At 55.7% G+C, this 25,392-nt stretch carries 19 protein-coding genes; 11 read left to right on the top strand and 8 right to left on the bottom strand.

Annotated elements, in window-relative coordinates; all coding sequences use genetic code 11:
* Nucleotide 1: 1 nt before the first annotated feature.
* Genes yacG through coaE form a run of 3 tightly spaced genes read right to left on the bottom strand, consistent with a single transcriptional unit; the run spans nt 2 to nt 1,583 of the window.
* Entirely contained in the window at nt 2-199 is a 198-nt protein-coding gene (gene yacG, locus I6N93_RS02490; protein WP_085689263.1) for a DNA gyrase inhibitor YacG, read from the bottom strand.
* An 11-nt stretch (nt 200-210) separates the two neighbouring features.
* Nucleotides 211-963, bottom strand: a complete 753-nt coding sequence (gene zapD / locus I6N93_RS02495; protein WP_085689261.1) for a cell division protein ZapD — start codon at nt 961-963, stop codon at nt 211-213.
* Complete coding sequence (gene coaE, locus I6N93_RS02500; protein WP_085689258.1) at nt 963-1,583, bottom strand: dephospho-CoA kinase; 621 nt, start codon at nt 1,581-1,583, stop codon at nt 963-965. The genes zapD and coaE overlap by 1 nt, the downstream gene beginning before the upstream one ends.
* Nucleotides 1,584-1,757: 174 nt before the next feature.
* On the opposite strand from coaE, the gene I6N93_RS02505 reads away from it, so the two are divergent.
* Entirely contained in the window at nt 1,758-2,798 is a 1,041-nt protein-coding gene (locus tag I6N93_RS02505; RefSeq protein ID WP_085689255.1) for a GMP reductase, read from the top strand.
* A gap of 25 nt (nt 2,799-2,823) precedes the next feature.
* Here the strand turns inward: I6N93_RS02505 and hofC are convergent, their stop codons facing one another.
* From hofC to ppdD, 3 genes are read right to left on the bottom strand one after another with little or no spacing between them, the layout of a single operon-like run.
* Complete coding sequence (gene hofC, locus I6N93_RS02510) at nt 2,824-4,026, bottom strand: protein transport protein HofC (RefSeq protein WP_085689252.1); 1,203 nt, start codon at nt 4,024-4,026, stop codon at nt 2,824-2,826.
* Nucleotide 4,027: 1 nt separating this feature from the next.
* The gene (gene gspE / locus I6N93_RS02515; RefSeq protein WP_085689297.1) at nt 4,028-5,458 is read right to left on the bottom strand and encodes a type II secretion system protein GspE; all 1,431 of its coding nucleotides are present in this window, start codon (nt 5,456-5,458) and stop codon (nt 4,028-4,030) included.
* Between the two features lie 4 nt (nt 5,459-5,462).
* Nucleotides 5,463-5,915, bottom strand: coding sequence for a prepilin peptidase-dependent pilin (gene ppdD / locus I6N93_RS02520; protein ID WP_085689249.1), 453 nt, complete (start codon nt 5,913-5,915; stop codon nt 5,463-5,465).
* Between the two features lie 349 nt (nt 5,916-6,264).
* Here ppdD and ampD point away from each other — a divergent pair, with 349 nt between their 5' ends.
* Entirely contained in the window at nt 6,265-6,807 is a 543-nt protein-coding gene (gene ampD / locus I6N93_RS02525; protein WP_085689246.1) for a 1,6-anhydro-N-acetylmuramyl-L-alanine amidase AmpD, read from the top strand.
* A 25-nt stretch (nt 6,808-6,832) separates the two neighbouring features.
* Nucleotides 6,833-7,687: a beta-lactamase regulator AmpE gene (gene ampE, locus I6N93_RS02530; RefSeq protein ID WP_085689243.1), complete on the top strand. Its 855-nt coding sequence runs from the start codon at nt 6,833-6,835 to the stop codon at nt 7,685-7,687.
* Between the two features lie 214 nt (nt 7,688-7,901).
* Here the strand turns inward: ampE and I6N93_RS02535 are convergent, their stop codons facing one another.
* Nucleotides 7,902-9,257 (bottom strand): amino acid permease, encoded by a 1,356-nt coding sequence (locus tag I6N93_RS02535; protein ID WP_085689240.1) that lies wholly within the window; start codon nt 9,255-9,257, stop codon nt 7,902-7,904.
* A gap of 596 nt (nt 9,258-9,853) precedes the next feature.
* Between I6N93_RS02535 and pdhR the strand changes: the two genes are divergently transcribed.
* The 4 genes from pdhR to lpdA all read left to right on the top strand — a co-directional run bounded on the left by pdhR (nt 9,854) and on the right by lpdA (nt 16,959).
* On the top strand, nt 9,854-10,618 hold the full coding sequence (gene pdhR / locus I6N93_RS02540; protein ID WP_085689237.1) for a pyruvate dehydrogenase complex transcriptional repressor PdhR: 765 nt from the start codon (nt 9,854-9,856) through the stop codon (nt 10,616-10,618).
* Nucleotides 10,619-10,756: 138 nt separating this feature from the next.
* Complete coding sequence (aceE, locus tag I6N93_RS02545; RefSeq protein ID WP_085689234.1) at nt 10,757-13,420, top strand: pyruvate dehydrogenase (acetyl-transferring), homodimeric type; 2,664 nt, start codon at nt 10,757-10,759, stop codon at nt 13,418-13,420.
* Nucleotides 13,421-13,434: 14 nt separating this feature from the next.
* Nucleotides 13,435-15,312, top strand: a complete 1,878-nt coding sequence (gene aceF / locus I6N93_RS02550; RefSeq protein ID WP_123225443.1) for a pyruvate dehydrogenase complex dihydrolipoyllysine-residue acetyltransferase — start codon at nt 13,435-13,437, stop codon at nt 15,310-15,312.
* A gap of 222 nt (nt 15,313-15,534) precedes the next feature.
* Nucleotides 15,535-16,959, top strand: coding sequence for a dihydrolipoyl dehydrogenase (gene lpdA, locus I6N93_RS02555; RefSeq protein WP_085689231.1), 1,425 nt, complete (start codon nt 15,535-15,537; stop codon nt 16,957-16,959).
* A 205-nt stretch (nt 16,960-17,164) separates the two neighbouring features.
* Here lpdA and I6N93_RS02560 read toward each other — a convergent pair whose 3' ends face one another.
* The gene (locus tag I6N93_RS02560; protein WP_085689228.1) at nt 17,165-18,148 is read right to left on the bottom strand and encodes a helix-turn-helix domain-containing protein; all 984 of its coding nucleotides are present in this window, start codon (nt 18,146-18,148) and stop codon (nt 17,165-17,167) included.
* A gap of 289 nt (nt 18,149-18,437) precedes the next feature.
* Here I6N93_RS02560 and I6N93_RS02565 point away from each other — a divergent pair, with 289 nt between their 5' ends.
* The 4 genes from I6N93_RS02565 (at nt 18,438) to yacL (ending at nt 25,320) form a co-directional block, all read left to right on the top strand.
* Nucleotides 18,438-20,798, top strand: coding sequence for a TonB-dependent siderophore receptor (locus I6N93_RS02565; RefSeq protein ID WP_085689225.1), 2,361 nt, complete (start codon nt 18,438-18,440; stop codon nt 20,796-20,798).
* A 112-nt stretch (nt 20,799-20,910) separates the two neighbouring features.
* Nucleotides 20,911-21,759 carry an alpha/beta hydrolase gene (locus tag I6N93_RS02570; protein WP_085689222.1) on the top strand — a complete coding sequence of 283 codons (849 nt, stop codon included), beginning with the start codon at nt 20,911-20,913 and terminating at the stop codon, nt 21,757-21,759.
* A gap of 371 nt (nt 21,760-22,130) precedes the next feature.
* Nucleotides 22,131-24,728, top strand: a complete 2,598-nt coding sequence (acnB, locus tag I6N93_RS02575) for a bifunctional aconitate hydratase 2/2-methylisocitrate dehydratase (RefSeq protein WP_085689294.1) — start codon at nt 22,131-22,133, stop codon at nt 24,726-24,728.
* 229 nt (nt 24,729-24,957) lie between these two features.
* Nucleotides 24,958-25,320, top strand: a complete 363-nt coding sequence (gene yacL, locus I6N93_RS02580) for a protein YacL (protein WP_085689218.1) — start codon at nt 24,958-24,960, stop codon at nt 25,318-25,320.
* The last annotated feature ends 72 nt before the right edge of the window (nt 25,321-25,392 follow it).

A 25,392-nucleotide genomic window follows, 5' to 3' on the forward strand; every position in this document is an offset into this window, starting at 1 on the left:
GTTAATACTTTGTTTCGCTCCAGTTTTCGCTGTCAGTCATCGCCTCATTACTGGGAATGCGTTTTTCTTCTTCGGCCCATTCCCCGAGATCGATCAGCTGGCAGCGTTTGCTGCAGAAGGGGCGGTAAGGACTTTGTTCTCCCCACACTACAGGTTTGGCGCAGGTCGGACATTTTACGGTGGTGATATCGTTGCTCATCTTGTTAACTCCTAACAGCAAGCCAGTTCGAACGTCAGGCGGTCGGGCACTTGTCCATGCTCGCTGTCCAGCGGCATAAAGCGAATCGCATAACGGCTCTTGTGGCCAGAAATTTGTAGGTAGAGCTGATGCTCCTGCGCGATCAGTATGCGCAGCAGATCGGCATCGGCGGCATTGTCCTGATAGAAGCCTTTCAGGCTGATTTGTGGACGGAAGATCGCCGAATTGCGAATGAGATCCAGGATCATCCCCAGCGTTTGTTCAAACGGCGCGACACTGTCGAGCCAGGCGCTGACCTGCCGGTTTCGGTACGCCGCAGGTTGATGCAACCAGGTATGCAGCGTCGGCAAGTCGAAGTTACAGCATCCCCCAGGAATGCTCAGCCGTTGGCGCACCATGCCAATAAGGCGATCTTCACGCAGGCTCTGGCCCATACGCGGGGCAATCATCAGTTGACTGGCCTGATGGCGTAACTGCTGACGAAAGGCATCAATCCGTGACTGGTCGACGCCAGGGACGTCTTCCCATTGCGCTAACTTTTGCTGCTGGCGTTCCAGTTCTTTCATCAAGTCGGGACGCACGTCTCCGCGTTCCAGTATATCCAACAGGTCGGTGACGGCGCGGAAAAAGCTCAGCGCATCACCGATGTGCTCCAGTGTCTGGTTGTCATGCATCTGTTTGAGCAGAAACTCTAGACGTAGCCAGGTCCGCGTTTTCTCATTCAGCGGATATTCAAATAATAGGGTTAAGGAAGCATCACTCATTATTTTGTCATCCTGTCTTCTGCGAATGCCGCCAGCTCGAGATAGCGCTGATGCAGCATGGCAATTTGTGGGGCAAGGTCGCTCTGGCTGTGGCTATTGTCGATGATGTCGTCGGCATAAGCCAGACGCTGTTCTCGCGTGGCTTGTGCAGACAGAATTTTTTGCGCTTGCTGGAGAGAAACTCCATCCCTTGCCAACGTGCGCTGTAACTGAATTTCCGGGGTGACGTCCACGACCAGAATACGCTGCGCCTGCGATTGCAGACTGTTTTCAATCAGCAGGGGGATCACCCACATCACGTAAGGACCGGGGGCGGTGAGCAACTGGCGCCGTGTTTCCGCGTGGATCAACGGATGCAGCAGTTGGTTGAGCCACTCTTTCTCACGTTCACTGGAAAAAATCTTTGCCCGTAGGGCGGAGCGGTTGAGCGTATCGTCGGCGTTAAGTATCTCGGGGCCGAAGCGTTTTGCGATAGCGAACAACGCTGGCGTTCCAGGTTCAACGACCTGACGGGCGATGATGTCGGCATCGATGATGGTGATGCCTTGCTGGGCGAAACCTTCAGCGACGGTGCTTTTGCCGCTGCCGATACCGCCTGTGAGCGCTACGATGTATGCCATGGTATCGATCTGCAAAATTACCGGGTAAATTTACGGGATTCTAGCCTAAATAAACGTAAATTCGCAGTCTTGCCGCAGGATTATTCGCGCGTATGATTAGGCTACTGGATAGGGTTCTAAAGCATACCGACTGTCTCCCCCGATGGTCTTCGTCACTTATCAGGACACCTCCTCATGCGTATTGAAGAAGATTTAAAGTTAGGCTTTAAAGACGTTCTCATTCGTCCCAAACGCTCCACCCTGAAGAGTCGATCGGAAGTTGAATTAGCGCGCGATTTTACCTTTATGCATGCGGCCTGCCGTTGGTCAGGCGTGCCGGTGATTGCGGCCAACATGGATACGGTCGGCACTTTTCGCATGGCTCAGGCATTATCTGCGTTCGGCGTGTTGACTGCCGTTCATAAGCATTACTCCGTTGAGCAGTGGCAGCAGTTTGTCGCGCAGTCGTCGGAAGAAGTATTGCGCCATGTTTTGGTCTCTACGGGGACGTCAAGCGACGATTTTACCAAGCTAAAGCAGATTCTGGCCTTGTCGCCTGCGCTGAAATTTATCTGCATCGACGTCGCCAACGGCTATTCCGAACATTTTGTCGCCTTTGTGCAGAAAGCGCGTGAAGCTTGCCCGGATAAGGTTATTTGCGCGGGGAATGTGGTTACCGGCGAAATGGTTGAGGAGCTGATTCTTTCTGGTGCAGACATCATCAAGGTCGGTATTGGTCCTGGTTCCGTTTGCACCACCCGGCTTAAAACGGGCGTAGGCTATCCACAGCTGTCGGCGGTGATCGAATGTGCCGATGCAGCGCATGGACTGGGCGGACAGATTGTCAGCGATGGCGGCTGCTCAGTACCGGGCGACGTCGCCAAAGCCTTCGGTGGTGGCGCTGATTTTGTGATGCTGGGTGGGATGCTAGCGGCACACGATGAGTGTGAAGGAACTATCGCAGAAGAAAACGGCCAGAAAATGATGCTGTTTTACGGCATGAGTTCGGCATCTGCGATGGAGCGCCATGTTGGCGGCGTAGCCGGTTATCGGGCTGCGGAAGGTAAAACCGTCAAGCTTCCGCTGCGAGGTCCGGTGGAATACACCATTCGCGATATTCTCGGCGGCCTGCGATCCGCCTGCACTTACGTCGGTGCTTCACGCCTAAAAGAACTGACCAAACGCACAACGTTTATCCGCGTCGCCGAGCAGGAAAACCGTATCTTCAACGTATAGCTCTACGCTTACTCAACTGACGGGATCACGCTCCCGTCAGTACGTGGCCCAGTTGGAAAATGGGCAGATACATGGCTATCACCAGCGTACCGACAATCAATCCCACCGTGCCCATCAGTAACGGCTCCAGCGTATGGGGCAGCTTTTCCGCAAACTGCTGCGTACTTTTTTCATGCCAGTCGGCTAATTGCGTGAACAGCTGCGCTAATGCGCCGGTTTCTTCTCCGACTCTAATCAACTGTGGACAGGGCGCAGGAAACAGCGGTGAGCGTTCTACCGCCTGACTGAGCGGTATACCGCGCTCGATGAGGCTCTGTATCTCTTTCAATGCCAACTGATAGAGTGGGTGTCCGAGCGTCGCGGCGGCGCTTAGCCCGGCCGGGAGCGGCAGGCCAGCACCATGAGTCATCGCCAGCGTATGGAAAATCTGGCTGAGACAACGTCCGCGAATAAGTGTGGCAATACCCGGCGCTCTGAGCCATAGGCGTTGTTCTCTGTGCCGCCAATACGGATAAGCTTTGCGCAGCCAGCCGTAGGCTGCCGCGAGCACGATGCTTGATGCCACGAATTCAGCCCCGTTAAGCACGCACTGTTCCGAAAACGTCAGCAAGGTCTGCGTGAGCACGGGAAGCGGGGCGTTAAACGAGGCGTAAAGTCGGCCAAACTCAGGCAGGACTAAGGTAATCATCAGTGTGCTCACCATTAGCACGGCGGCGGAAACGAAGAGGGGATAGCGTAGCGCTTTGGCGACTTTATGCGCTAACTGGTGGCGAGCCTCCTGATAGGCGGCGAGGCGCTGGCAGCAGTCACCCAGCTTGCCGGTCAGTTCGCCGGCGGCAATCAGCGAGCAATACATAGGCGGAAATATATGAGGATGGTGTCGAAGCGCCTCCGCAAGCGTCATCCCCTGTGCTACCTGTCGGCCGACGGAGTGTAAGACGCATCGCCACGCTGGTTTATCATGCTGCCGCGCCATGAGGTTTAGTGATTCCAGCAGTGGAAGCCCGGCCTGCAATAGCGAACCGAGCTGGTGAATGACGGCGGTCAATTGCGTACTGCGCCAGGCATAGCGGGTCAGGTATTGCCGGACCTTCAGGTTAAGAGGTTGATAACCCAGTTCAAGCAGATGGTCGTACACCTGTTGGCGTTGGGTAGCAATAAGTTCGCCGCAACAAAGCTCGCCGTTCCCACTCAGAGCCTGCCAGTCATAAAGTTTTTGCATCGCCATCTCAGTCTTCCTCCTCCATACCGTCTCCCACAACCCGAAACACTTCATCTAGGGATGTGATGCCTTCGTTGACCAACGTCAGACCGGCGTTAAATAGCGAATTAAGGTGGAAATTCTGGTCATGCGGATTTTCGCAGGAGATTTTCCCGTCATCCGACAGCGTTTGCTGTAGTTCAGGGGAAAAGGCGAGCAGGTCGTAAATCGCGACTCGGCCGTAATAGCCGGAAAAACAGTGGTTGCAGCCCTGTGGGCGCCATTGCCGCAGGGGACCTGACCAGGACGAGTGGGGCAATACGGGTTTAGAAGGCACCGGCTCTCGACAGTGAGGACACAGCTTGCGAACCAAACGCTGAGCAATGATGAGTTTAAGCGCCGAGGCGAGCAGATAGCCGGGAACGCCAAGATGCCTCAGCCGTGTGATGGTTTCGCTGGCGGAGTTGGTGTGCAGCGTGGATAGAACCAAGTGACCGGTTTGCGCTGCTTTGACGGCAATATCCGCCGTTTCAGAATCGCGAATCTCTCCTATCATGATGACGTCAGGATCTTGACGCAGTAGAGCTCTCAGCACTCGGCTGAAGTCCAAGCGACTTTTGGCGTTGACGGCGGTTTGATTGATCCCTTCCAACGGGATTTCCACCGGATCTTCCACGCTGCAAATATTACGGCTGGTACTATTGAGCCAACGTACGGCGCTGTACAACGTAAACGTTTTACCGCTCCCCGTCGGGCCGGTCACCAGAATCATGCCTTGAGGCAGGCGCAGAACCTGTTTGAATAGCCGTAATGCGCGTGTGGAAAGTCCAAGGGTGTCCAGCGTTAGCGCCTGTTGTTGTGTTTGTAACACCCGCAGTACGACCTTCTCGCCTGTGTGTATTGGAAGCGTGGCGATACGTAATGAATAACGTTCCTGGTCGAGCTGCAGGGTGAATTGGCCGTCCTGAGGTAGACGCCGTTCAGCGATATCCAGCTTTCCCATGATCTTAAGCCGAGCGATAAGTCGGGGCGTCAGTTCATCAGGTGCTGAAGGTACTTCCTGCAACACCCCGTCAATGCGCAGCCGTATCCGACAGTGCATCGTCATCGGCTCGAAGTGGATATCCGAGGCCCGTCTTTGAATCGCTGAATTCAGCGTCTGGTTAATGAATCTGACCACCGGAATATCCTCCTGTACTTCGACCTCAGATGTGGGCTGATAGGTTGAGGTTTTCTCCATAGCGCTTTGCGGCGGGACAAGCTGTTTCTCCAGTCTGGCCGCAGGCCATTTTTCGATCACTACCCGACGATTGCTGGCGAATTTCAACGCCGTCAGCATTTCGGCGGAAGGAGTACCGCCGACAGCAACGGTGATGGACTGTTCATCTATGGCCAGTAGTAAAGCGTGATATCGCTGGCACAATACGCTGAGTTCATCGCTAAGTATTTGTGGCGTCATGAGATCACCCTGCGGCACTAGAGGCATCATCCAGACGGAAAACGTCAAGACAGGCCTGCTTGAGCATGTCGGCGCCGGCTTCCGCCTGGCAGTTTTTGGTCCAGCTCAACGATCCTGTCTGAGGCTCCAACGTCGGCGTGATAACCACACTGAGTCCCTGCAATGAGGATTGGCCTGTCAAAGTGATGGCGCCTCGAGAAACGGTAACCTGACTGATATAACGTGTGGTTGTTCCCGCGGGAATGCCTTGATTGCCCGCATTGCAAAGGGCCAGATCGGCGTTGCTCAGTCCACAGAGATCGACGGCCATTTTGTAGGAGGCTGCCGTTTGCAGCATGTCGGTCATGGCCGCTTTTTGCAGGTATCCTTGATAGGCCGGAATCCCCAGGGCGCTTAGTACGGCAATGATGACGATCACTACCATCAGCTCAATCAGCGTAAATCCTTGCTGTAACATGATTTCAATCCTTGATGTGGCGGATGGTGGCAGCATAAGGGATGTCATGAATGTCGGCGACAGGCGATAAACCCGTTTGGAATCAGCCTCGCAAACTGTTTGATTGGTTGCAGCCAGCGTCCATTTTTTTGCCTGACGGTTTCCGATTTCTGGATTTGTCGCAGCGAGAAGGTGGCGCTAAGCGGTATGCTAGCGATAAGCGTTGAACGCAGAGAAATGTTTCACTCACATTTTAAGCCGCATAGCGAGTGAATGATGAGTAGGGTAAACATGCTACGCTTTGGTCTGTGCAAGCAGCTTGAGACGCATAGGCATTCGCACAAAACAACAGGTTAACGGGAGCTGGTGAATGGAATTGATAGATGGATGGCTAACCGATGTGGCTCGGGTCCCATCCCCACATTGCGATGAACGGCCCGAGGGCGACGTTCCCTCGTTGCTGGTCATCCACAATATCAGCCTGCCGCCAGGAGAATTTGGCGGTCCCTATATTGATCAATTGTTTACCGGAAGGCTACAGGCGTCGGGTCACCCTTTTTTCGCCGAGATCGGTCACCTGAGAGTCTCGGCGCATTGCCTGATTCGTCGCGATGGCAGCATCGTGCAATATGTGTCCTTCGATCGTCGAGCCTGGCATGCGGGCGTCTCCAGATTTGAGGATCGCGAACGCTGTAATGATTTCTCTATCGGCATTGAACTCGAAGGAACCGACACGCTCCCTTTCACTGATGAACAATACCGTCAGTTGGCGTCGATCACTCAGCTGTTATGCCTGGCTTACCCGATTACGCCAAACCGAATTTGCGGTCACAACGATATTGCTCCGGGTCGTAAAACCGATCCCGGTCCTGCTTTCGACTGGGACCGATATCGACATTTAGCGCAGGAATAGCGAGCTACAAAGGGAGTCCGAATTAATGACGCTGTTTACGTTGTTGCTGGTTTTGGGATGGGAACGTCTGTTTAAACAGGGTGAGCGCTGGCAGTTGGATCACCATTTCGCGGTAAGGCTGAGGCATCTGTCTTCACCGTCTTTGATACAAACCCTGCTTTTGTCGCTGGCGAGTATGGCAATGACCTCGCTGCTGATGTGGGTTGTCAGCGGCTGGCTGTTCGGCCTGCCGATGCTGATTCTTTGGGTCATTATTGGTCTGCTCTGCGTAGGGGCGGGCGAAATGAGGCTGCACTATCACTGTTATTTGCAGGCGGCTCAACGCGGTGAAGCGGATGCGGAACGCCAGATGTCTGCTGAGTTGGCGCTGATTCATGGCTTACCGGTGGGTGCCAGCGAATCGGAAAGGCTTAAGGAGCTACAGAACGCTTTGTTGTGGATTAATTTCCGCTATTACCTGGCTCCGCTGTTCTGGTTTGTGGTCGCCGGACCTTATGGACCCATTGCACTGGTCGGTTATGCCTGCCTGAGGGCGCATCAAACAATGCTTGCTCGTTACCACACGCCGTTGGAACGAGCTAATTCTGGTGTTGACACATTATTGCATTGGCTGGACTGGATCCCCGTGCGGTTGGCTGGGGCGGCTTATGCGTTGCTGGGGCACGGCGAAAAAGCGCTGCCCGCCTGGTTCTCCGCCTTACTGGATTTTCACAGTACCCAGTATTGGGTGCTGACCCGGTTGGCTCAATTTTCTTTGGCGCGGGAGCCCCACATTGATCCTTTGGCAACGCCGGCCGCGGCCGTGAAATTAGCGAAAAAGGTGACGCTGGTAATTGTCGTGGTGGTGGCGCTATTGACTATCTACGGCGCGCTGATATGACTTGCAGCCTAAAGCCTAAAGCCTAAAGCCTAAAGCCTAAAGCCTAAAGCCTAAAGCCTAAAGCGCCTTGGGACCAAAATAGCTGGCGGTTGACAAAGTGGAAAACCGAAAGGGAGTAAGAGGAAATGGAGAAAGAGCGACTGTTGTTCTCTGTCGCTACAGCTCTTGATTGATGCCGCCCTTTGGGCTGGGCGGCATCAAAGTCACGAAAGCGTTATTTAGCCTGCTTACGTTGCTTCAGCCAGTAACCGCATCCCAGCACCGCTAACCAGAATGGGATCAGGATGACGGAAATACGAATGCCCGGCGTCAGGGCCATAATCACCAGAATTCCTGCCATGAACAGTAAGCACAGGTAGTTGCCGAAGGGGTAAAGCAGCGCCTTGAATTTGGTTTCTATGCCTTCACGATCTTTATGCTGGCGAAATTTAATGTGCGCCAAGCTGATCATGGCCCAGTTGATGACCAGAGCCGAGACGACCAGCGCCATCAGCAATTCCAACGCTTTGCCGGGAATGAGATAGTTGATCAGTACGCAGAAGGCTGTCGCCAACGCTGAAATAGCAATAGCGATGACAGGTACGCCGCGCGCATCCACCGTGCTCAGCGCTTTGGGACCATTACCTTGTTTAGACAGGCCATACAGCATGCGGCTGTTGCAATACACGCAGCTGTTATAGACCGAAAGCGCGGCCGTCAGTACCACGATGTTCAGGATCGTCGCGACCACGTCGCTGTTCAGCTCATGGAAAATCATGACGAAGGGACTGCCGCCTTCGACTACTTTGCCCCACGGGTACAGTGACAGCAGAATCGTCAGAGAGCCGATATAGAAAATCAGGATGCGGTAGATCACCTGATTAGTGGCGCGAGGAATGCTTTTTTCAGGATCATCCGCTTCAGCGGCGGTGATGCCGACTAGCTCCAGACCGCCGAAGGAGAACATGATAACCGCCATCGCCATGACCAGGCCCATGATCCCGTTTGGGAAGAACCCCCCTTGATTCCACAGGTTGGTTACCGTGGCTTCGGGGCCACCCTGTCCGCTGAGTAACAGCCAGCCGCCAAAAGCGATCATGCCGATGATGGCGGCCACCTTAATCAGGGCGAACCAGAACTCCATTTCTCCGTAAATCTTCACGTTAGCGAGGTTGATGGCGTTGATGACCATGAAAAAGACGGCGGCGGAAACCCAGGTTGGAATACCTGGCCACCAATACTGAACGTAGATGCCGACGGCGCTGAGCTCGGCCATTGCCACGAGAACGTACAGCACCCAATAGTTCCACCCTGAGGCGAACCCGGCAAAGTTACCCCAATATTTATAGGCGAAGTGGCTGAAAGATCCTGCGACAGGTTCCTCAACCGACATCTCTCCCAACTGCCGCATGATGAAAAACGCGATAATACCGCCAATAGCGTAGCCCAGGAGAACCGAAGGTCCCGCCATCTTGATTGTCTGTGCGATACCGAGAAACAGTCCCGTTCCCACTGCACCGCCGAGGGCAATCAACTGTATATGACGGTTTTTTAATCCACGCTTTAGCGTTCCGTCTTGTTGATTTTGCATAGCTTTACCTTCTGCCTATCTAAATGAAAGTCTTGAGAGCACCAGCTAGAACACTGGCAGCTTTACATTGGTGTTATTTTAAGTTTACGGCGAGGAAGAGGCGAAAATAACCTTCCCACTACCGTTGGTCAGAGAATAGTGATAGGCGTCGATAATTGCACTGATTTATTCGTTGTGTGGTTCAAAGCAGGATCGAAAACTCCTCGTTATCTTTCCGATATTTTCCGTTGGTTCTATCTTGTCATTGTCATGCAGTGCTTAACATTTAATTTGAAGGCGAATAGTTCAATGTTATTTTTTTCGTAAATTGTTATGCAATAAATGCGGTTTTTATTCTGTTTTGGAGGATTTAATCGTGTCAGCTGCTAGGGTTCTGTTCATGAAAAGTTACAGCGTAGAACGGTAAATATTGGTAATACCAAAAATCTATTAGCTAAATTTCTTATTATTTAGATCTTGTTGTTAAAAACTATAGCGATAGGCAATTGTCATAGTAATGATATAGACAGAAGGTGAATACTTTGTTACTTTGACGCCACGTTTTTTGAATTGGTATTACCAATTAACTCCGCGCTATTCGCCGAGACAATTTCGCCATGGCATACAGCAAGATCCGTCAGCCCAAACTATCAGATGTTATTGAACAGCAACTGGAGTTTCTGATCCTGGAAGGGACTTTGCGGCCTGGTGAAAAACTTCCTCCGGAACGTGAGCTCGCCAAACAGTTTGAGGTATCACGTCCTTCTCTCAGAGAGGCCATTCAACGACTTGAAGGCAAAGGACTGTTGCTGCGCCGTCAGGGCGGCGGCACGTTTGTCCAGACTAATTTGTGGCATAGCGTCAGCGACCCGCTGGCCGAGCTGCTTAGCAATCATCCTGAATCACAGTTCGATCTTCTTGAAACACGTCACGCATTGGAAGGCATTGCCGCTTATTACGCGGCGTTGCGCGGTACTGAGTCCGATTTGCAACGCATTCGGGAATGTCATCTTTTGATCGAACAAGCGCGTGATTCCGGCGATCTGGCCGCGGAATCAGAAGCCGTTATGCACTATCAGGTCGCGGTGACGGAAGCGACGCATAACGTGGTCCTGCTGCATCTGTTGCGATGCATGGGACCTGTGCTGGAACAGAACGTAAGACAGAATTTCGAATTGCTCTACCTAAGTCGCGAAGTGCTGGCCAAGGTGAGTAGTCATCGCGCCAGGATTTTTGAGGCGATAGTCGCTCGTGAGCCGGAGCAGGCGCGCGAAGCTTCACACCGTCATCTGGCGTTTATAGAGGAAATATTGCTGGAACTGAACCGGGAACACAGCCGGCGAGAGCGCTCATTGCGTCGGCTCCAGCAACGCAAGGACTAGGTGCTTTCATTGAGGTGCCGTTTGCGAAATACGAGACGATGAGCCTGTCTTCCTGCGCTTTTAACCCTATGGGCGCAGAGTGTATTAAGACAGGCTCCAGACAATTCAACTGAATTAGAAACAGATAAGGAACAGACCATGTCAGAACGTTTGAACAGTGACGTGGATCCGATCGAAACGCGTGACTGGCTGCAGGCGATCGAATCGGTTATCCGTGAAGAAGGTGTTGAGCGCGCGCAGTTCCTGATTGATCAGGTTCTGAGTGAAGCACGTAAAGGCGGCGTAAAAACGGCTGCCGGCAGCGCAAGCAGCAGTTACATCAACAGCATCGCCGTTGAAGACGAACCTGCCTATCCGGGCAACCTTGATCTGGAGCGCCGTATTCGTTCAACGATACGTTGGAATGCGGTCATGACCGTACTGCGCGCTTCTAAGAAAGATTTGGAGCTGGGCGGCCACATGGCGTCCTATCAGTCCTCCGCCACCTTCTACGAAGTGTGCTTCAACCACTTCTTCCGCGCACGCAACGCGCAGGATGGCGGCGATTTGGTTTACTTCCAGGGACATATCTCCCCCGGCGTCTACGCTCGCGCATTTGTCGAAGGTCGTCTGACCGAAGAGCAGATGAATAACTTCCGTCAGGAAGTACACGGTCACGGCCTGTCTTCCTATCCGCACCCGAAACTGATGCCTGAATTCTGGCAGTTTCCGACCGTTTCCATGGGGCTGGGGCCTATCGGCGCCATCTACCAGGCCAAATTCCTCAAATACCTGGAACACCGTGGTCTGAAAGACACCTCTAAACAGACTGTCTACGCCTTCCTGGGCGACGGTGAGATGGATGAGCCGGAATCTAAAGGTGCCATCACCATCGCCACCCGTGAAAAACTGGATAACCTAGTCTTCGTCATCAACTGCAACCTGCAGCGTCTGGACGGACCGGTTACCGGTAACGGCAAGATCATCAACGAGCTGGAAGGCGTGTTCGGCGGCGCTGGCTGGGAAGTGATCAAGGTCATCTGGGGCGGTCGCTGGGATGAGCTGCTGCGTAAAGACACCAGCGGTAAGCTGATTCAGCTGATGAACGAAACCGTGGATGGCGACTACCAGACCTTCAAATCGAAAAACGGCGCCTACGTGCGTGAGCACTTCTTCGGTAAATATCCGGAAACCGCAGAGCTGGTCAAAGACTGGACCGACGATGAAATCTGGGCGCTGAACCGCGGCGGCCACGATCCGAAGAAAGTCTATGCCGCACTGAAAAAAGCGCAGGACACCAAGGGCAAACCGATCGTTATTCTGGCGCATACCATCAAGGGTTACGGTATGGGTGATGCGGCCGAAGGCAAGAACATCGCTCACCAGGTCAAGAAGATCAACATGGAAGGCGTTCGCTACTTCCGCGATCGTTTCAACGTGCCGGTCAAGGACGAAGAGCTGGAAAAACTGCCTCTGCTGACCTTCGACAAAGATTCTGAAGAGTACAAATACCTGCACGAACGTCGTCAGGCGCTGGAAGGCTACGTGCCGTCCCGTCAGCCTAACTTCAGCGGTTCTTTGGATCTGCCGACGCTGGAAGACTTTGGTCCGCTGCTGGAAGAGCAGAACAAAGAGATCTCCACCACCATCGCTTTCGTGCGTGCCCTGAACGTGATGCTGAAGAATAAGTCGATCAAAGATCGTCTGGTGCCGATCATCGCGGATGAAGCGCGTACCTTCGGTATGGAAGGTCTGTTCCGTCAGATCGGTATCTACAGCCCGAACGGCCAGCAGTACACCCCGCAGGACCGTGAGCAGGTGGCGTACTACAAAGAAGACGAGAAAGGTCAGATTCTGCAGGAAGGGATCAACGAACTGGGCGCCGGCGCGTCCTGGCTGGCGGCGGCAACGTCCTACAGCACCAACGACCTGCCGATGATTCCGTTCTACATTTACTACTCCATGTTCGGGTTCCAGCGTATCGGCGACCTGTGCTGGGCAGCTGGCGACCAGCAGGCGCGCGGCTTCCTGATTGGAGGGACCTCCGGTCGTACTACGCTGAACGGCGAAGGTTTGCAGCATGAAGATGGCCACAGCCACATTCAGTCTCTGACTATCCCTAACTGTATTTCCTACGATCCGGCTTTCGCCTACGAAGTTGCTGTCATCATGCATGACGGTCTGCACCGTATGTACGGCGAAGCGCAAGAGAACGTTTATTATTACATTACGACGCTGAACGAAAACTACCACATGCCGGCTATGCCGCAGGGCGCCGAAGACGGCATCCGCAAAGGTATTTACAAGCTGGAAACGGTAGAAGGCAGCAAAGGCAAGGTACAGCTGCTGGGCTCCGGCTCCATCCTGCGCCATGTCCGCGAAGCTGCGGTGATCCTGTCCAAGGACTACGGCATCGGTTCCGACGTCTACAGCGTGACTTCCTTCACCGAACTGGCTCGCGACGGTCAGGACTGCGAACGTTGGAACATGCTGCACCCGGCCGAAACGCCGCGCGTACCGTACATCGCTCAGGTGATGAGCGAAGCGCCAGCCGTCGCTTCTACCGACTACATGAAGCTGTTCGCCGAGCAGGTACGTACTTACATCCCGGCCAGCGACTATCGCGTTCTGGGGACGGACGGCTTCGGTCGCTCTGACAGCCGTGAGAACCTGCGTCACCACTTCGAAGTGGATGCGTCTTACGTGGTTGTCGCCGCATTGGGCGAGCTGGCTAAACGCGGCGAAGTTGAAGCTTCTGAAGTGGCTGAAGCCATTAAGAAATTCAACATCGACCCTGAGAAAGTTAACCCGCGTCTGGCATAAGAGGGCAAGATTACATGGCTATCGAAATCAATGTTCCGGATATCGGTTCGGACGAAGTTGAAGTCACCGAAGTAATGGTGAAAGTCGGCGACACTGTTGAAGCAGAGCAGTCGCTGATTACGGTGGAAGGCGATAAGGCCTCCATGGAAGTGCCTTCCCCTCAGGCGGGCGTGGTGAAAGAAATCAAGATTGCCGTCGGCGACAAAGTCTCCACCGGTTCTCTGATCATGGTCTTTGATTCGGCAGACAGCGCGGCGGAAGCGCCGGCGCCGGCAGCAGCGCAGCCGGAAGCGGCTCAGGCCGCTCCGGCTGCGGCTAGCGCAGTGAAAGAGGTCGAAGTGCCTGACATCGGCGGCGATGAAGTCGAAGTGACCGAAGTGATGGTAAAAGTCGGCGACAGCGTTGAAGCGGAACAGTCTCTGATCACCGTGGAAGGCGACAAAGCCTCTATGGAAGTTCCGGCGCCGTTCGCAGGCACGGTCAAAGAAATTAAGATCGCCACGGGCGACAAGGTGAAAACTGGCTCTCTGATCATGGTGTTTGAAGTGGCAGGCGCTGCGCCAGCCGCACAGGCTAGCCAGCCGGCCGCTGCTCCGGCCGCCGCCAGCACGGGTTCTGCCGCAAAAGACGTCAACGTCCCGGACATCGGCGGCGACGAAGTCGAAGTCACCGAAGTGATGGTCAGCGTAGGCGACAAAGTCACGGCAGAACAGTCTCTGATCACCGTGGAAGGCGACAAGGCTTCTATGGAAGTTCCGGCGCCGTTCGCAGGCACGGTCAAAGAGATCAAAATCGCCACGGGCGACAAGGTGAAAACCGGCTCCCTGATCATGGTGTTTGAGGTCGAAGGCGCAGCCCCGGCTGCGGCAGCGAAAACCGAAGCGAGTGCCGCGCCAGCTCCAGCTAAAGCCGCACCTGCCGCTGCTCCGGCTGCGGCCAGCTCCAGCGCGAAGGGCGAGTTCGCTGAGAACGACGCTTACGTGCACGCGACCCCGGTCATCCGTCGTCTGGCGCGCGAGTTCGGCGTCAATCTGGCGAAGGTGAAAGGGACAGGTCGTAAAGGCCGTATCCTGCGCGAGGACGTACAGGCTTACGTGAAAGACGCGGTGAAACGCGCTGAATCCGCTCCGGCGGCGGGCGGTTCTCTGCCGGGTCTGCTGCCTTGGCCGAAGGTCGATTTCAGCAAGTTTGGCGAAGTCGAAGAGGTGGAACTGGGCCGTATTCAGAAGATCTCCGGCGCCAACCTGCATCGCAACTGGGTGATGATCCCGCACGTGACGCAGTTCGACGAAGCGGATATCACCGAAGTCGAAGCGTTCCGCAAACAGCAGAACGTGGAAGCCGAGAAGAAGAAACTGGACGTGAAGATCACGCCCGTCGTGTTCATCATGAAAGCCGTCGCGAAAGCGCTGGAAGAGTTCCCGCGTTTCAACAGCTCGCTGTCCGAAGACGGTCAGCGCCTGACGCTGAAAAAATACGTCAACGTCGGTGTTGCGGTTGATACCCCGAACGGTCTGGTCGTGCCGGTGTTCCGCGATGTGAACAAAAAAGGCATCGTCGAACTGTCTCGCGAGCTGATGGAGATCTCCAAAAAAGCCCGCGCAGGCAAGCTGACGGCTTCCGACATGCAGGGCGGATGCTTTACCATTTCCAGCTTGGGCGGTCTTGGCACCACGGCGTTTACGCCGATCGTCAACGCGCCGGAAGTGGCTATCCTTGGCGTCTCCAAATCGGCGACCAAGCCGGTCTGGAACGGCAAAGAGTTCACGCCGCGCCTGATGCTGCCACTGTCTCTGTCATTCGACCACCGTGTTATCGACGGTGCGGACGGCGCGCGTTTCATCAGCTTCATCAACAATGTGATGTCTGATATTCGTCGTCTGGTGATGTAATCGCCGGGGCCGGCCTGCGGGCCGGTCTTCTGGCTAACGTCGACGCCGTGGCGGCAAGCTGTTGCCGCGGCATGTTTGAGACGCAGATCCCCCTGGCTCGTCTTGCGGAGCGTTAACAACGCTGTAAACTCAATGTCAGTGTGGGGCGTCCCGGTGGATGACGGGCGTACTGATCCCTAACAACCACGTCTGACCGCCGGACAAACAAAACAAGAGGTCATGATGAGTACTGAAATTAAAGCCCAGGTGGTGGTGCTTGGCGCGGGCCCGGCAGGATATTCTGCCGCGTTTCGCTGCGCGGACTTAGGTCTGGACACCGTACTGGTAGAACGTTATGCCACGTTGGGCGGTGTTTGCCTCAACGTCGGATGTATCCCTTCCAAAGCCTTGCTGCATGTTGCGAAAGTCATCGAAGAAGCTAAAGCGCTTGCCACGCACGGTATCGTGTTCGGCGAACCTCAGACCGACATCGACAAGATTCGCTCCTGGAAAGAAAAAGTCATCAACCAGCTGACCGGCGGTCTGGCAGGGATGGCGAAGGGCCGTAAAGTTAAAGTCGTTAACGGTCTCGGCAAATTCACCGGCGCGAACACGCTGGTTGTTAAAGGCGAAGGCGGCAACACCACCATCAACTTCGACAACGCGATCATTGCGGCGGGCTCCCGTCCGATCCAGCTGCCGTTTATTCCGCATGAAGATCCGCGCGTGTGGGATTCCACCGATGCGCTGGAGCTGAAAACCGTACCGGAACGCATGCTGGTCATGGGCGGCGGTATCATCGGTCTGGAAATGGGCACCGTATACCACGCGCTGGGTTCCAAGATAGACGTCGTCGAAATGTTCGATCAGGTGATCCCGGCTGCTGATAAAGACGTCGTGAAAACCTTTACCAAACGCATCAGCAAGAAATTCAACCTGATGCTGGAAACCAAAGTGACGGCGGTCGAAGCGAAAGACGACGGCATTTACGTGACGATGGAAGGCAAACAGGCGCCGGCTGAACCGCAGCGCTATGACGCGGTGCTGGTGGCTATCGGCCGCGTGCCGAACGGCAAATCGGTCGACGCCGGTCAGGCTGGGGTGGAAGTTGACGATCGCGGCTTTATCCACGTCGACAAACAGATGCGCACCAACGTGCCGCACATCTACGCCATCGGCGATATCGTCGGTCAGCCGATGCTGGCGCACAAAGGCGTGCATGAAGGACACGTGGCTGCTGAAGTCATCGCCGGTAAGAAACATTACTTCGATCCGAAAGTGATTCCGTCCATCGCCTACACCGAACCGGAAGTGGCGTGGGTTGGTCTGACGGAGAAAGAAGCGAAAGAGAAGGGCATCAGCTACGAAACAGCGGTCTTCCCTTGGGCGGCGTCAGGCCGTGCTATCGCTTCCGACTGTGCGGACGGTATGACCAAGCTGATTTTCGAAAAAGAGAGCCATCGTATTATTGGCGGGGCGATCGTCGGGACCAACGGCGGTGAACTATTGGGTGAAATCGGTCTGGCTATCGAAATGGGCTGCGACGCGGAAGATATCGCGTTAACGATCCACGCTCACCCGACGCTGCACGAATCTATCGGGCTGGCGGCGGAAGTGTACGAAGGCAGCATTACCGACCTGCCGAACCCGAAAGCGAAGAAAAAATAAGCTGACGGCGAGGGTACGCAGGCGAAATAAGCGCCTGCGTGTCACGATAAAATGAAAAAGTCCGGGGTTATATACCGCCGGATTTTTTCGTCTGAGGATCGCCAGCAGGTGGCGAGAGACGCCACCTGAACCTGACGTAGGCTGACATCGTATAACCAAGCGCCATAAGCTGGGTAGCGTGCCATAACGCCGCTGGCGCGTTGTACTAAAAGCGCTCTTTGATTTGTCCCGGCGTCACGCCGAAAGTGCGGCGCAGGGCGGTGGTGAAGTTGGCCGAACTGTTGTAGCCGGCGAGGCTGGCCGCCTGAGAAATCGCGATGCCATCGCGTTGCAGCGCCAGCATGGCGCGCCGCAGTCGGCAGGTGCGCAGGTATTCGAAGACGGTGACGTTGAAGGTGTGGCGGAAATGACGCTGGAGCGTGCAGGCGCTCATGTTGACGCACTTGGCGATTTCGTCCATCGAGAACAGGTCTGCTTCGCCGCTTTCCAGCATGTCGCGGACTTGCTGAATGCGGTGATGATTGCGCAGGTCGAGGCCGTCCCGGTGCTTCGCCTGACTTGTGGCGGTCAAAGAACTGAGGGCTTCGATAATCAGCAGCATGCACTGACTTTCCAGATACAGCCGCTGCAGCGGGGTGCTACATCCTGGCGAATTGAGGATCTGGCAGGCGATGGCCTGCGCCTGCCGGGACGGTATCCAGAGGTGAGTCGCGAGATGGGTTTGCGAGAAGTCGTAAATGGCCTGCCAGTCGCTGACGCTGTCCAGCAAATTCCCGTATAGCCACTCCTGGCTGAAGGTCAGCGATACCGTTCGCTCATGCTCATTACGTTTGCCGTGGCGGCTGAAACGCGTGGGCTCGGTGAGCGCGATGAGCGACGCGGGCTGGACATTGCCGAGATGCAGTTGCTGCTCGCCATAAGTCACATGCGCGATGCCGTTGACGACAATCGCCAGCTTGAGCGCGCCGTTCAGAAGCGTCTGCGTTTTCATATTGGTCAGGTTAACCACATCTGCAGTGTGCAGGATCAAATCGTGGTTGAGCTGAGTGACGTTAAATGCACCAGACAACAGCGGCGTATCGTCTATACCGGCCGGCGTCAGAAAGCGATAATCTCTGGTAATTAATCCCGAACTCTGAACAATATGATTTTTAAATATATTTTTCGATTCTGGCACTTTATTGTCCATGTTCTCCTTTCCTTTTGTCCGGCTATCCCTGGCTATTTCGATGTTTTCGCAAAACATTTTGCCGTTTGCACAAACCTCGCGTCAGAAAACAAATGTAACAATGATCGTGCCAGAAGGGTAACGCAAACGATTATCAGTGATGCTTTCTTGCTGACGGTTCATTTTTCGCGCAGGTCATTTCGTTTCGCGCGGTAGGTTGCTTTCCATTGCATAAGGGACAATGGAAAGACATGCCCCGGTCTGTCAGCAGCAGCCGTCTTTCCAAATATAAAGAGATAGGGCGATTCAAATGACCAAATACCCACCCCGCCATTGTTTGGCGACGTTGATAGGGTTGGCCTGCTCCACCTTGTCCGGCCTGACGTGGGCTGAGATAGCCGAAACGATGAACACAACCACCGCCGCAGGGGCGGCCGCGATCAACATCAGGGAACCGATCGCGACGACGAAAGCCCCGACATTCACCGAGACTGCAGCCGCCAACACCAGGTATCAGGGCCAAAGCGCGGAGAATGCGGATACGATGATTGTGACTGCCGCAGAGCAGACCCGTCAGGCACCGGGTGTCTCCACCATCACGGCGGAAGATATCAGTAAACGGCCACCGGTTAATGATTTGTCGGAGCTTATCCGCACCATGCCGGGGGTGAATCTGTCCGGAAACTCGACCAGCGGTCAACGCGGCAACAACCGGCAGATTGATATTCGCGGCATGGGGCCGGAAAACACGTTGATTCTGGTGGACGGCAAGCCCGTGTCCAGCCGGAACGCCGTGCGCTACGGCTGGCGTGGAGAGCGCGATACCCGAGGAGACACCGGCTGGGTGCCTGCGGACATGGTCGAACGTATCGACGTGCTGCGTGGTCCGGCGGCGGCCCGCTATGGCAATGGCGCGGCGGGCGGCGTGGTGAATATCATCACCAAACAGCCGACGAAAGAGTGGCATGGCGCCTGGAACGCTTACATGAATATGCCGGTGCATAAAGCGGAAGGCGCGACTAAACGTACTGACTTCAGCCTGATGGGGGGCCTGACCGATAACCTCAGTCTGCGTCTCTACGGTAACTTCAATAAAACGCAGGCCGATGCCTGGGGCATCAACGACGGCCACCAGTCGGCGCGAACCGGCGCCTATGCCAGCTCGTTGCCCGCCGGGCGTGAAGGGGGGCGTAACAAGGACATTAACGGCGTGCTGCGCTGGGCCATCACCGCACAACAGTCGCTGGAGTTCGAAGTAGGATCGAGCCGTCAGGGCAATATCTACTCCGGCGATACGCAAAACACCAACAGCAACAGCTACGTGGTCGGCAATTACGGCAAAGAGACCAACCGGATGTACCGCCAGAACTACGCGATGACCCATCGTGGTTACTGGGATAGCGGCATCAGCACCACGTCTTATGTGCAGTATGAACGCACGCAAAACACCCGTATCACGGAAGGGCTGGCGGGAGGCTCGGAGGGCATTTTCTCCAGCGCCAACGACTATGGCACGACCAAGCTGGATGCGGTGGCCGCGCACAACGAGGTCAATATCCCGTTTGAAGCGCTGTTCAGCCAGACCGCCACGGTGGGCGTCGAGTGGTCGCAACAAAAAATGAAAGACCCGTCGTCGACCTCGCAGGCGCTGTCTGGCGGCACGATTGACGGTTATGCCAACGGAACGCGCAGCGGCAAGATGTCGGCGCGTATCGCCTCTGTATTTGCAGAAGACAATATCGAGCTGACGCCCAGCACTATGTTGACGCCGGCGCTGCGGTTCGATCACCACAGTATCGCGGGCGGCAACTGGAGTCCCGGCCTCAATCTCTCGCAGGCGCTGGGCGACGACTTCACGCTGAAATTGGGCGTTGCACGCGCGTACAAAGCGCCGAACCTTTACCAGCTCAACCCGGACTATCTGCTGTATAGCCGCGGGCAAGGCTGCTACGTCAGTGGGACCAGCGGCTGTTATCTGCTGGGTAACGACGAGTTGAAGGCGGAAACCAGCGTCAACAAAGAGATCGGTGTGGCGTTTCACCGTGACGGCCATCAGGCGGGTCTGACTTATTTCCGCAATGACTACCGCAACAAGATCGAAGCGGGTATGTCCCCCATTGGGACGAGCACCAATGGCACCACCTACGTCTTCCAGTGGGAAAACGTGCCCAAGGCGGTGGTGGAAGGATTGGAAGGCTCGCTGACTATTCCGGTGTCGGACACCGTCAGTTGGAACAACAACCTAACGTGGATGCTGCGTTCGGAGAACAAAACCACCGGGGATTACCTCTCCATCACGCCGCAGTTTACGCTCAATTCATCGGTAAGCTGGCAGGCGACCGACAAGCTGTCGTTGTTGGCCGATTTGACCTGGTACGGACGCCAAAAGCCGAAGAAATATAACTATAAAGGTGAGGCGGTCGGCGGCTCCGAGCTGACGCAGGTCAGCCCTTATTCGGTTGTCGGCCTGAGCGGAACCTACAAATTCAATAACAATGTGAGCCTGACCGCGGGTGTGGATAACCTGTTCGATAAGCGTCAGTTCCGTGCGGGCAACACGCAGTCGGTGAGGAACCAGACTACCAATGTCGTTACCATTGCCGGCGCCGGTGCCGCCACGTTCAATGAGCCGGGCAGAACCTTCTTTATGGGGATTAACACCAGTTTCTAAGGCGTTGCGAGCGGAACGGCTGCATGAGGCCGCTCTGCAACAATGTCGCCGCCTGGCGAGAGGGAACCCGCCTGGGCGCGGCGGTAGTGACGTCGGTTACACAGGAGGAAGGGTGTATCAATTGCTCAATACCAGGGACGATATCGTTGAGTCTGCGGTACGCGGCCGTTACCGCGTGATGACGTGGAGCCCAGACGGTGGGGCGGTTCCCCCCGATGAAGGGTGGCCGGTGATTTATCTGTTGGACGGCGCCCAGTATTTCTCTATGGCGGCTTCCGTCATGGCGTCGCTCAGCCGTCCCCGCTGCGGTATTACGCCGGGGATTGTGGTGGGGATTGATTATGTCGGCACCTCCCGGCGCGATAGAGATTACCGTCCTGCGGTGGCGCACCGGGTGCTGGAACCCAATCCCCAAGGCGGTTACTATCCGGCCGGGATGGCGGGCGACGCCGCCGGATTTCGCCGCTTTCTCATCGCAGAATTGAAACCGATGATTGCGGCACGCTATCCCATAGACCTGCAACGCGAAGCGTTGTTCGGTCACTCCTACGGCGGACTGTTCTCCGTGGATACGCTGTTCTGGGCGCGGGAGAGCTTCCAGCACTATTACGCCTGCAGCCCCTCAGTGTGGTGGAATGGCGAGTACATCCTGCGCCAGGCGGCCTCAATCAATTTGCAAAACCCGACCGTCTCCCCGGTGAGTCTGATGTTGAGCGTCGGCGAATACGAGCAGTCTCTGGAGCCGTGGGAGCGGGGATTGTCCTCCAGCCAACGGGCGATTTTGTATGAACATCGTCGGCAGCGCAGAATGGTCGATGGCGTATCCGAGCTGGCGCTGATGTTGAAAAAACGGGCGCCGGAAGTGGATGTCTCCCTGCAAACTTATCCCGGACAGTCGCACCAGTCCGTTCCCTTCCTGGCGTTGCACGCCGCCTTACGCCACCATTTTCAGCCGACCTGACCGGTTGCGCCTAACGCTCTGTGCGTCAAGGGGCGCTGCGGCATAGGTGTTATATTAACTCATTGATATAAATCACATCGTCGTTAGCCTTTTCGTGAACGAATGGTGCGTTTCTGCGCGCCCATGTTATTCTGCCGACGTGAGAGAGTGAGCGATTGTGCAACGATAATTCCACCGCGATCGCGGTTAAATGCGCTAAATGTTGCTATTATGTGAACGAAATAACGAGCGATCAAACCCAGATACACCGACGACGCTGAGCCGGGCACGCGAAATATTGCTTCCACACGCCGAACTCCAGGCATGAGGATGACCATGGGCACAACGTGCGCGGGTATCACGAAGAAGATAATGAGAGCGAGGAGAATGTCGTGCTAGAAGAATATCGTAAGCACGTAGCCGAGCGGGCTGCGCAAGGGATCGTCCCCAAGCCGTTAGAGGCTTCCCAAATGGCGGGTTTGGTGGACTTGTTGAAGCAACCGCCTGCCGGAGAAGAGGCGTTTCTGGTTGATTTGCTGGTTAACCGCGTGCCGCCGGGGGTGGATGAGGCCGCCTACGTCAAGGCCGGTTTCCTCGCCGCCATCGCCACAGGCACAGCCACGTCCCCGCTGATTTCCCCCGAAAAAGCCGTCGAGCTGCTGGGCACCATGCAGGGCGGTTACAACATTCATCCGCTGATCAACGCACTGGACAATGCGGCACTTGCCCCCATCGCCGCCAAAGCCTTGTCCCACACGCTGCTGATGTTCGACAACTTCTATGACGTGGAAGAGAAAGCCAAAGCGGGCAATCCCCATGCGCAGCAGGTGTTGCAGGCCTGGGCGGACGCGGACTGGTTCCTTTCCCGCCCGGCGCTGGCTGAAAAAATTACCGTGACCGTATTCAAAGTGACCGGCGAAACCAACACCGACGATCTGTCGCCTGCGCCGGATGCATGGTCGCGCCCGGACATTCCGCTGCATGCGCTGGCGATGCTGAAAAATGCCCGGGAAGGGATCGAACCGGATCAGCCGGGAGCGGTCGGTCCGATCAGGCAGATCGAAGCCCTGAACAAAAAAGGATTCCCGTTAGCGTACGTCGGCGACGTCGTGGGGACGGGCTCCTCGCGAAAATCCGCTACTAACTCGGTGCTGTGGTTTATGGGCGACGACATTCCCTACGTGCCGAACAAACGCGGCGGCGGGGTGGTGCTGGGCGGTAAAATCGCCCCCATCTTCTTCAACACCATGGAGGATGCCGGCGCATTGCCCATCGAGGTGGATGTCGCCAACCTGAATATGGGCGATGTCATCGATATCTACCCGTATAAAGGCGAGGTGCGCGGCCACGACAGCGATGAACTCCTGGCGACGTTTGAATTGAAAACCGACGTGCTGCTGGATGAAGTGCGCGCCGGCGGCCGCATTCCGCTGATCATCGGTCGTGGGCTGACGACTAAAGCCCGTGAAGCGCTGGGACTGCCGCACAGCGATGTTTTCCGTATCGCCAAAGAAGTCGCCGACAGCGACAAGGGCTTCTCGCTTGCCCAGAAGATGGTCGGCCGTGCGTGCGGCGTGGCGGGCATTCGTCCCGGACAGTATTGCGAGCCGAAAATGACCTCCGTCGGATCACAGGATACGACCGGGCCGATGACGCGCGATGAACTGAAGGATCTGGCCTGCCTTGGCTTCTCCGCCGATTTGGTGATGCAGTCCTTCTGCCACACCGCCGCGTACCCGAAACCGGTGGACGTGCAGACACACCATTCGCTGCCTGACTTCATCATGAACCGCGGCGGCGTTTCGCTGCGTCCTGGCGACGGTATTATTCACTCCTGGCTTAATCGTATGCTGTTACCGGATACGGTCGGCACCGGCGGCGACTCGCATACCCGTTTTCCCATTGGTATTTCATTCCCGGCTGGCTCCGGTCTGGTGGCGTTCGCCGCCGCGACGGGCGTGATGCCGCTGGATATGCCGGAGTCCGTGCTGGTGCGCTTCAAGGGCAAGATGCAGCCGGGCATTACGCTGCGCGATCTGGTCCACGCCATCCCGTATTACGCGATTCAGCAGGGGCTGCTGACCGTGGAGAAGAAAGGCAAAAAGAACATCTTCTCCGGCCGGATCCTGGAGATCGAAGGGCTGCCGGAGCTGAAGGTGGAGCAGGCGTTCGAACTGGCGGACGCCTCGGCGGAACGTTCGGCGGCAGGTTGCACCATCAAGTTGAGTCAGGCGCCGATCGTGGAGTATCTCAACTCCAACATCGTGCTGTTGAAATGGATGATCTCGGAAGGCTATGGCGATCGCCGCACGCTGGAACGTCGCGTTCAGGGGATGGAAAAATGGCTGGCGGCTCCGCAACTGCTGGAAGCGGACGATGATGCCGAGTACGCCGCCGTGATCGAGATCGATTTGGCCGATGTGACCGAGCCGATCCTATGCGCGCCGAACGATCCGGACGACGCTCGCCTGTTGTCTTCCGTGGCTAACAGCAAAATCGATGAGGTGTTCATCGGTTCCTGCATGACCAACATCGGGCATTTCCGCGCCGCCGGTAAACTGCTGGAACAGCATAAAGGCCAGCTGCCGACGCGTCTGTGGATGGCGCCGCCCACCAAAATGGATGCGGCTCAACTGACCGAAGAGGGCTATTACAGCGTCTTTGGTAAAAGTGGGGCGAGGGTGGAAATTCCAGGATGTTCGCTGTGCATGGGTAACCAGGCCCGCGTGGCGGACGGCGCGACCGTGGTATCGACTTCCACGCGTAACTTCCCGAACCGTCTGGGCGACGGCGCCAACGTCTATTTGGCCTCCGCTGAGATGGCGGCGATCGCCGCCTTACTAGGACGTTTACCGACGCCGGAGGAGTACCAGACTTATATGGCGCAGGTCGATAAAACGGCGCTGGATACCTATCGCTATCTCAACTTTGACCGACTGTCCCAGTACACGGAAAAAGCGGATGGAGTGATCTTCCAAAGCGCCGTGTAATTCGCGGATGTAAAACGGCGATGTAAACGCTATAGTGCGCGCCGCATAAGAGGGGGCCTGTGGCCCCTTTGTCATAGTGGGCCGCCGCTGCCAGCGCATAAACCCGGTATGAAAAACGGATGGAAGCCTTCCTCTGTGTCTGGCGGGGATAGCCCCAAAGGTGGTTGAAACAGTGTGGCGGCGCAATGGCCACGACGCGGATAAGCGGCTTATTCTCAGGAGCTATGGGATGGACTATGAATTTTTGCGTGATGTCACCGGCGTGGTCATCGTGCGTATGTCGATGGGACATGAGGCCGTTGGGCACTGGCTGAATGAAGAAGTCAACGGTCAGTTGGCGGTGCTGGATGAGGTGGAAGCCGGCGCGCGTTCGGTGGTCGGCAGCGAACGTCAGTGGCAGTTGCAGGGGCATGAATATTCCCTGCTGTTGGATGAAGAAGAGGTCATCATCCGCGCCAATCAGCTCTCTTTAACCTGCAATGAGATGGAAGAGGGGATGAGTTACTACGATGAGGAGAGCCTGTCTTTGTGCGGGCTGGAGGATTTCCTCACTCTTCTCGCGAAATACCGGCAGTTTATTCAAAGGCGGTAAAATGCGCGTGGCACTCGCCGCTTTCGTCCTCTCATAAAGCAGGGAGCCTGTCTGAGCACTCCCTCCCTTCAT

The organism is Lonsdalea populi, from assembly GCF_015999465.1.
Classification (GTDB): domain Bacteria; phylum Pseudomonadota; class Gammaproteobacteria; order Enterobacterales; family Enterobacteriaceae; genus Lonsdalea; species Lonsdalea populi.

Coding starts and splice junctions, on each gene's coding strand:
- yacG (WP_085689263.1), bottom strand. CDS start 199: ATGAGCAACGATATCACCACCGTAAAATGTCCGACCTGCGCCAAACCT.
- zapD (WP_085689261.1), bottom strand. CDS start 963: ATGAGTGATGCTTCCTTAACCCTATTATTTGAATATCCGCTGAATGAG.
- coaE (WP_085689258.1), bottom strand. CDS start 1,583: ATGGCATACATCGTAGCGCTCACAGGCGGTATCGGCAGCGGCAAAAGC.
- I6N93_RS02505 (WP_085689255.1), top strand. CDS start 1,758: ATGCGTATTGAAGAAGATTTAAAGTTAGGCTTTAAAGACGTTCTCATT.
- hofC (WP_085689252.1), bottom strand. CDS start 4,026: ATGGCGATGCAAAAACTTTATGACTGGCAGGCTCTGAGTGGGAACGGC.
- gspE (WP_085689297.1), bottom strand. CDS start 5,458: ATGACGCCACAAATACTTAGCGATGAACTCAGCGTATTGTGCCAGCGA.
- ppdD (WP_085689249.1), bottom strand. CDS start 5,915: ATGTTACAGCAAGGATTTACGCTGATTGAGCTGATGGTAGTGATCGTC.
- ampD (WP_085689246.1), top strand. CDS start 6,265: ATGGAATTGATAGATGGATGGCTAACCGATGTGGCTCGGGTCCCATCC.
- ampE (WP_085689243.1), top strand. CDS start 6,833: ATGACGCTGTTTACGTTGTTGCTGGTTTTGGGATGGGAACGTCTGTTT.
- I6N93_RS02535 (WP_085689240.1), bottom strand. CDS start 9,257: ATGCAAAATCAACAAGACGGAACGCTAAAGCGTGGATTAAAAAACCGT.
- pdhR (WP_085689237.1), top strand. CDS start 9,854: ATGGCATACAGCAAGATCCGTCAGCCCAAACTATCAGATGTTATTGAA.
- aceE (WP_085689234.1), top strand. CDS start 10,757: ATGTCAGAACGTTTGAACAGTGACGTGGATCCGATCGAAACGCGTGAC.
- aceF (WP_123225443.1), top strand. CDS start 13,435: ATGGCTATCGAAATCAATGTTCCGGATATCGGTTCGGACGAAGTTGAA.
- lpdA (WP_085689231.1), top strand. CDS start 15,535: ATGAGTACTGAAATTAAAGCCCAGGTGGTGGTGCTTGGCGCGGGCCCG.
- I6N93_RS02560 (WP_085689228.1), bottom strand. CDS start 18,148: ATGGACAATAAAGTGCCAGAATCGAAAAATATATTTAAAAATCATATT.
- I6N93_RS02565 (WP_085689225.1), top strand. CDS start 18,438: ATGACCAAATACCCACCCCGCCATTGTTTGGCGACGTTGATAGGGTTG.
- yacL (WP_085689218.1), top strand. CDS start 24,958: ATGGACTATGAATTTTTGCGTGATGTCACCGGCGTGGTCATCGTGCGT.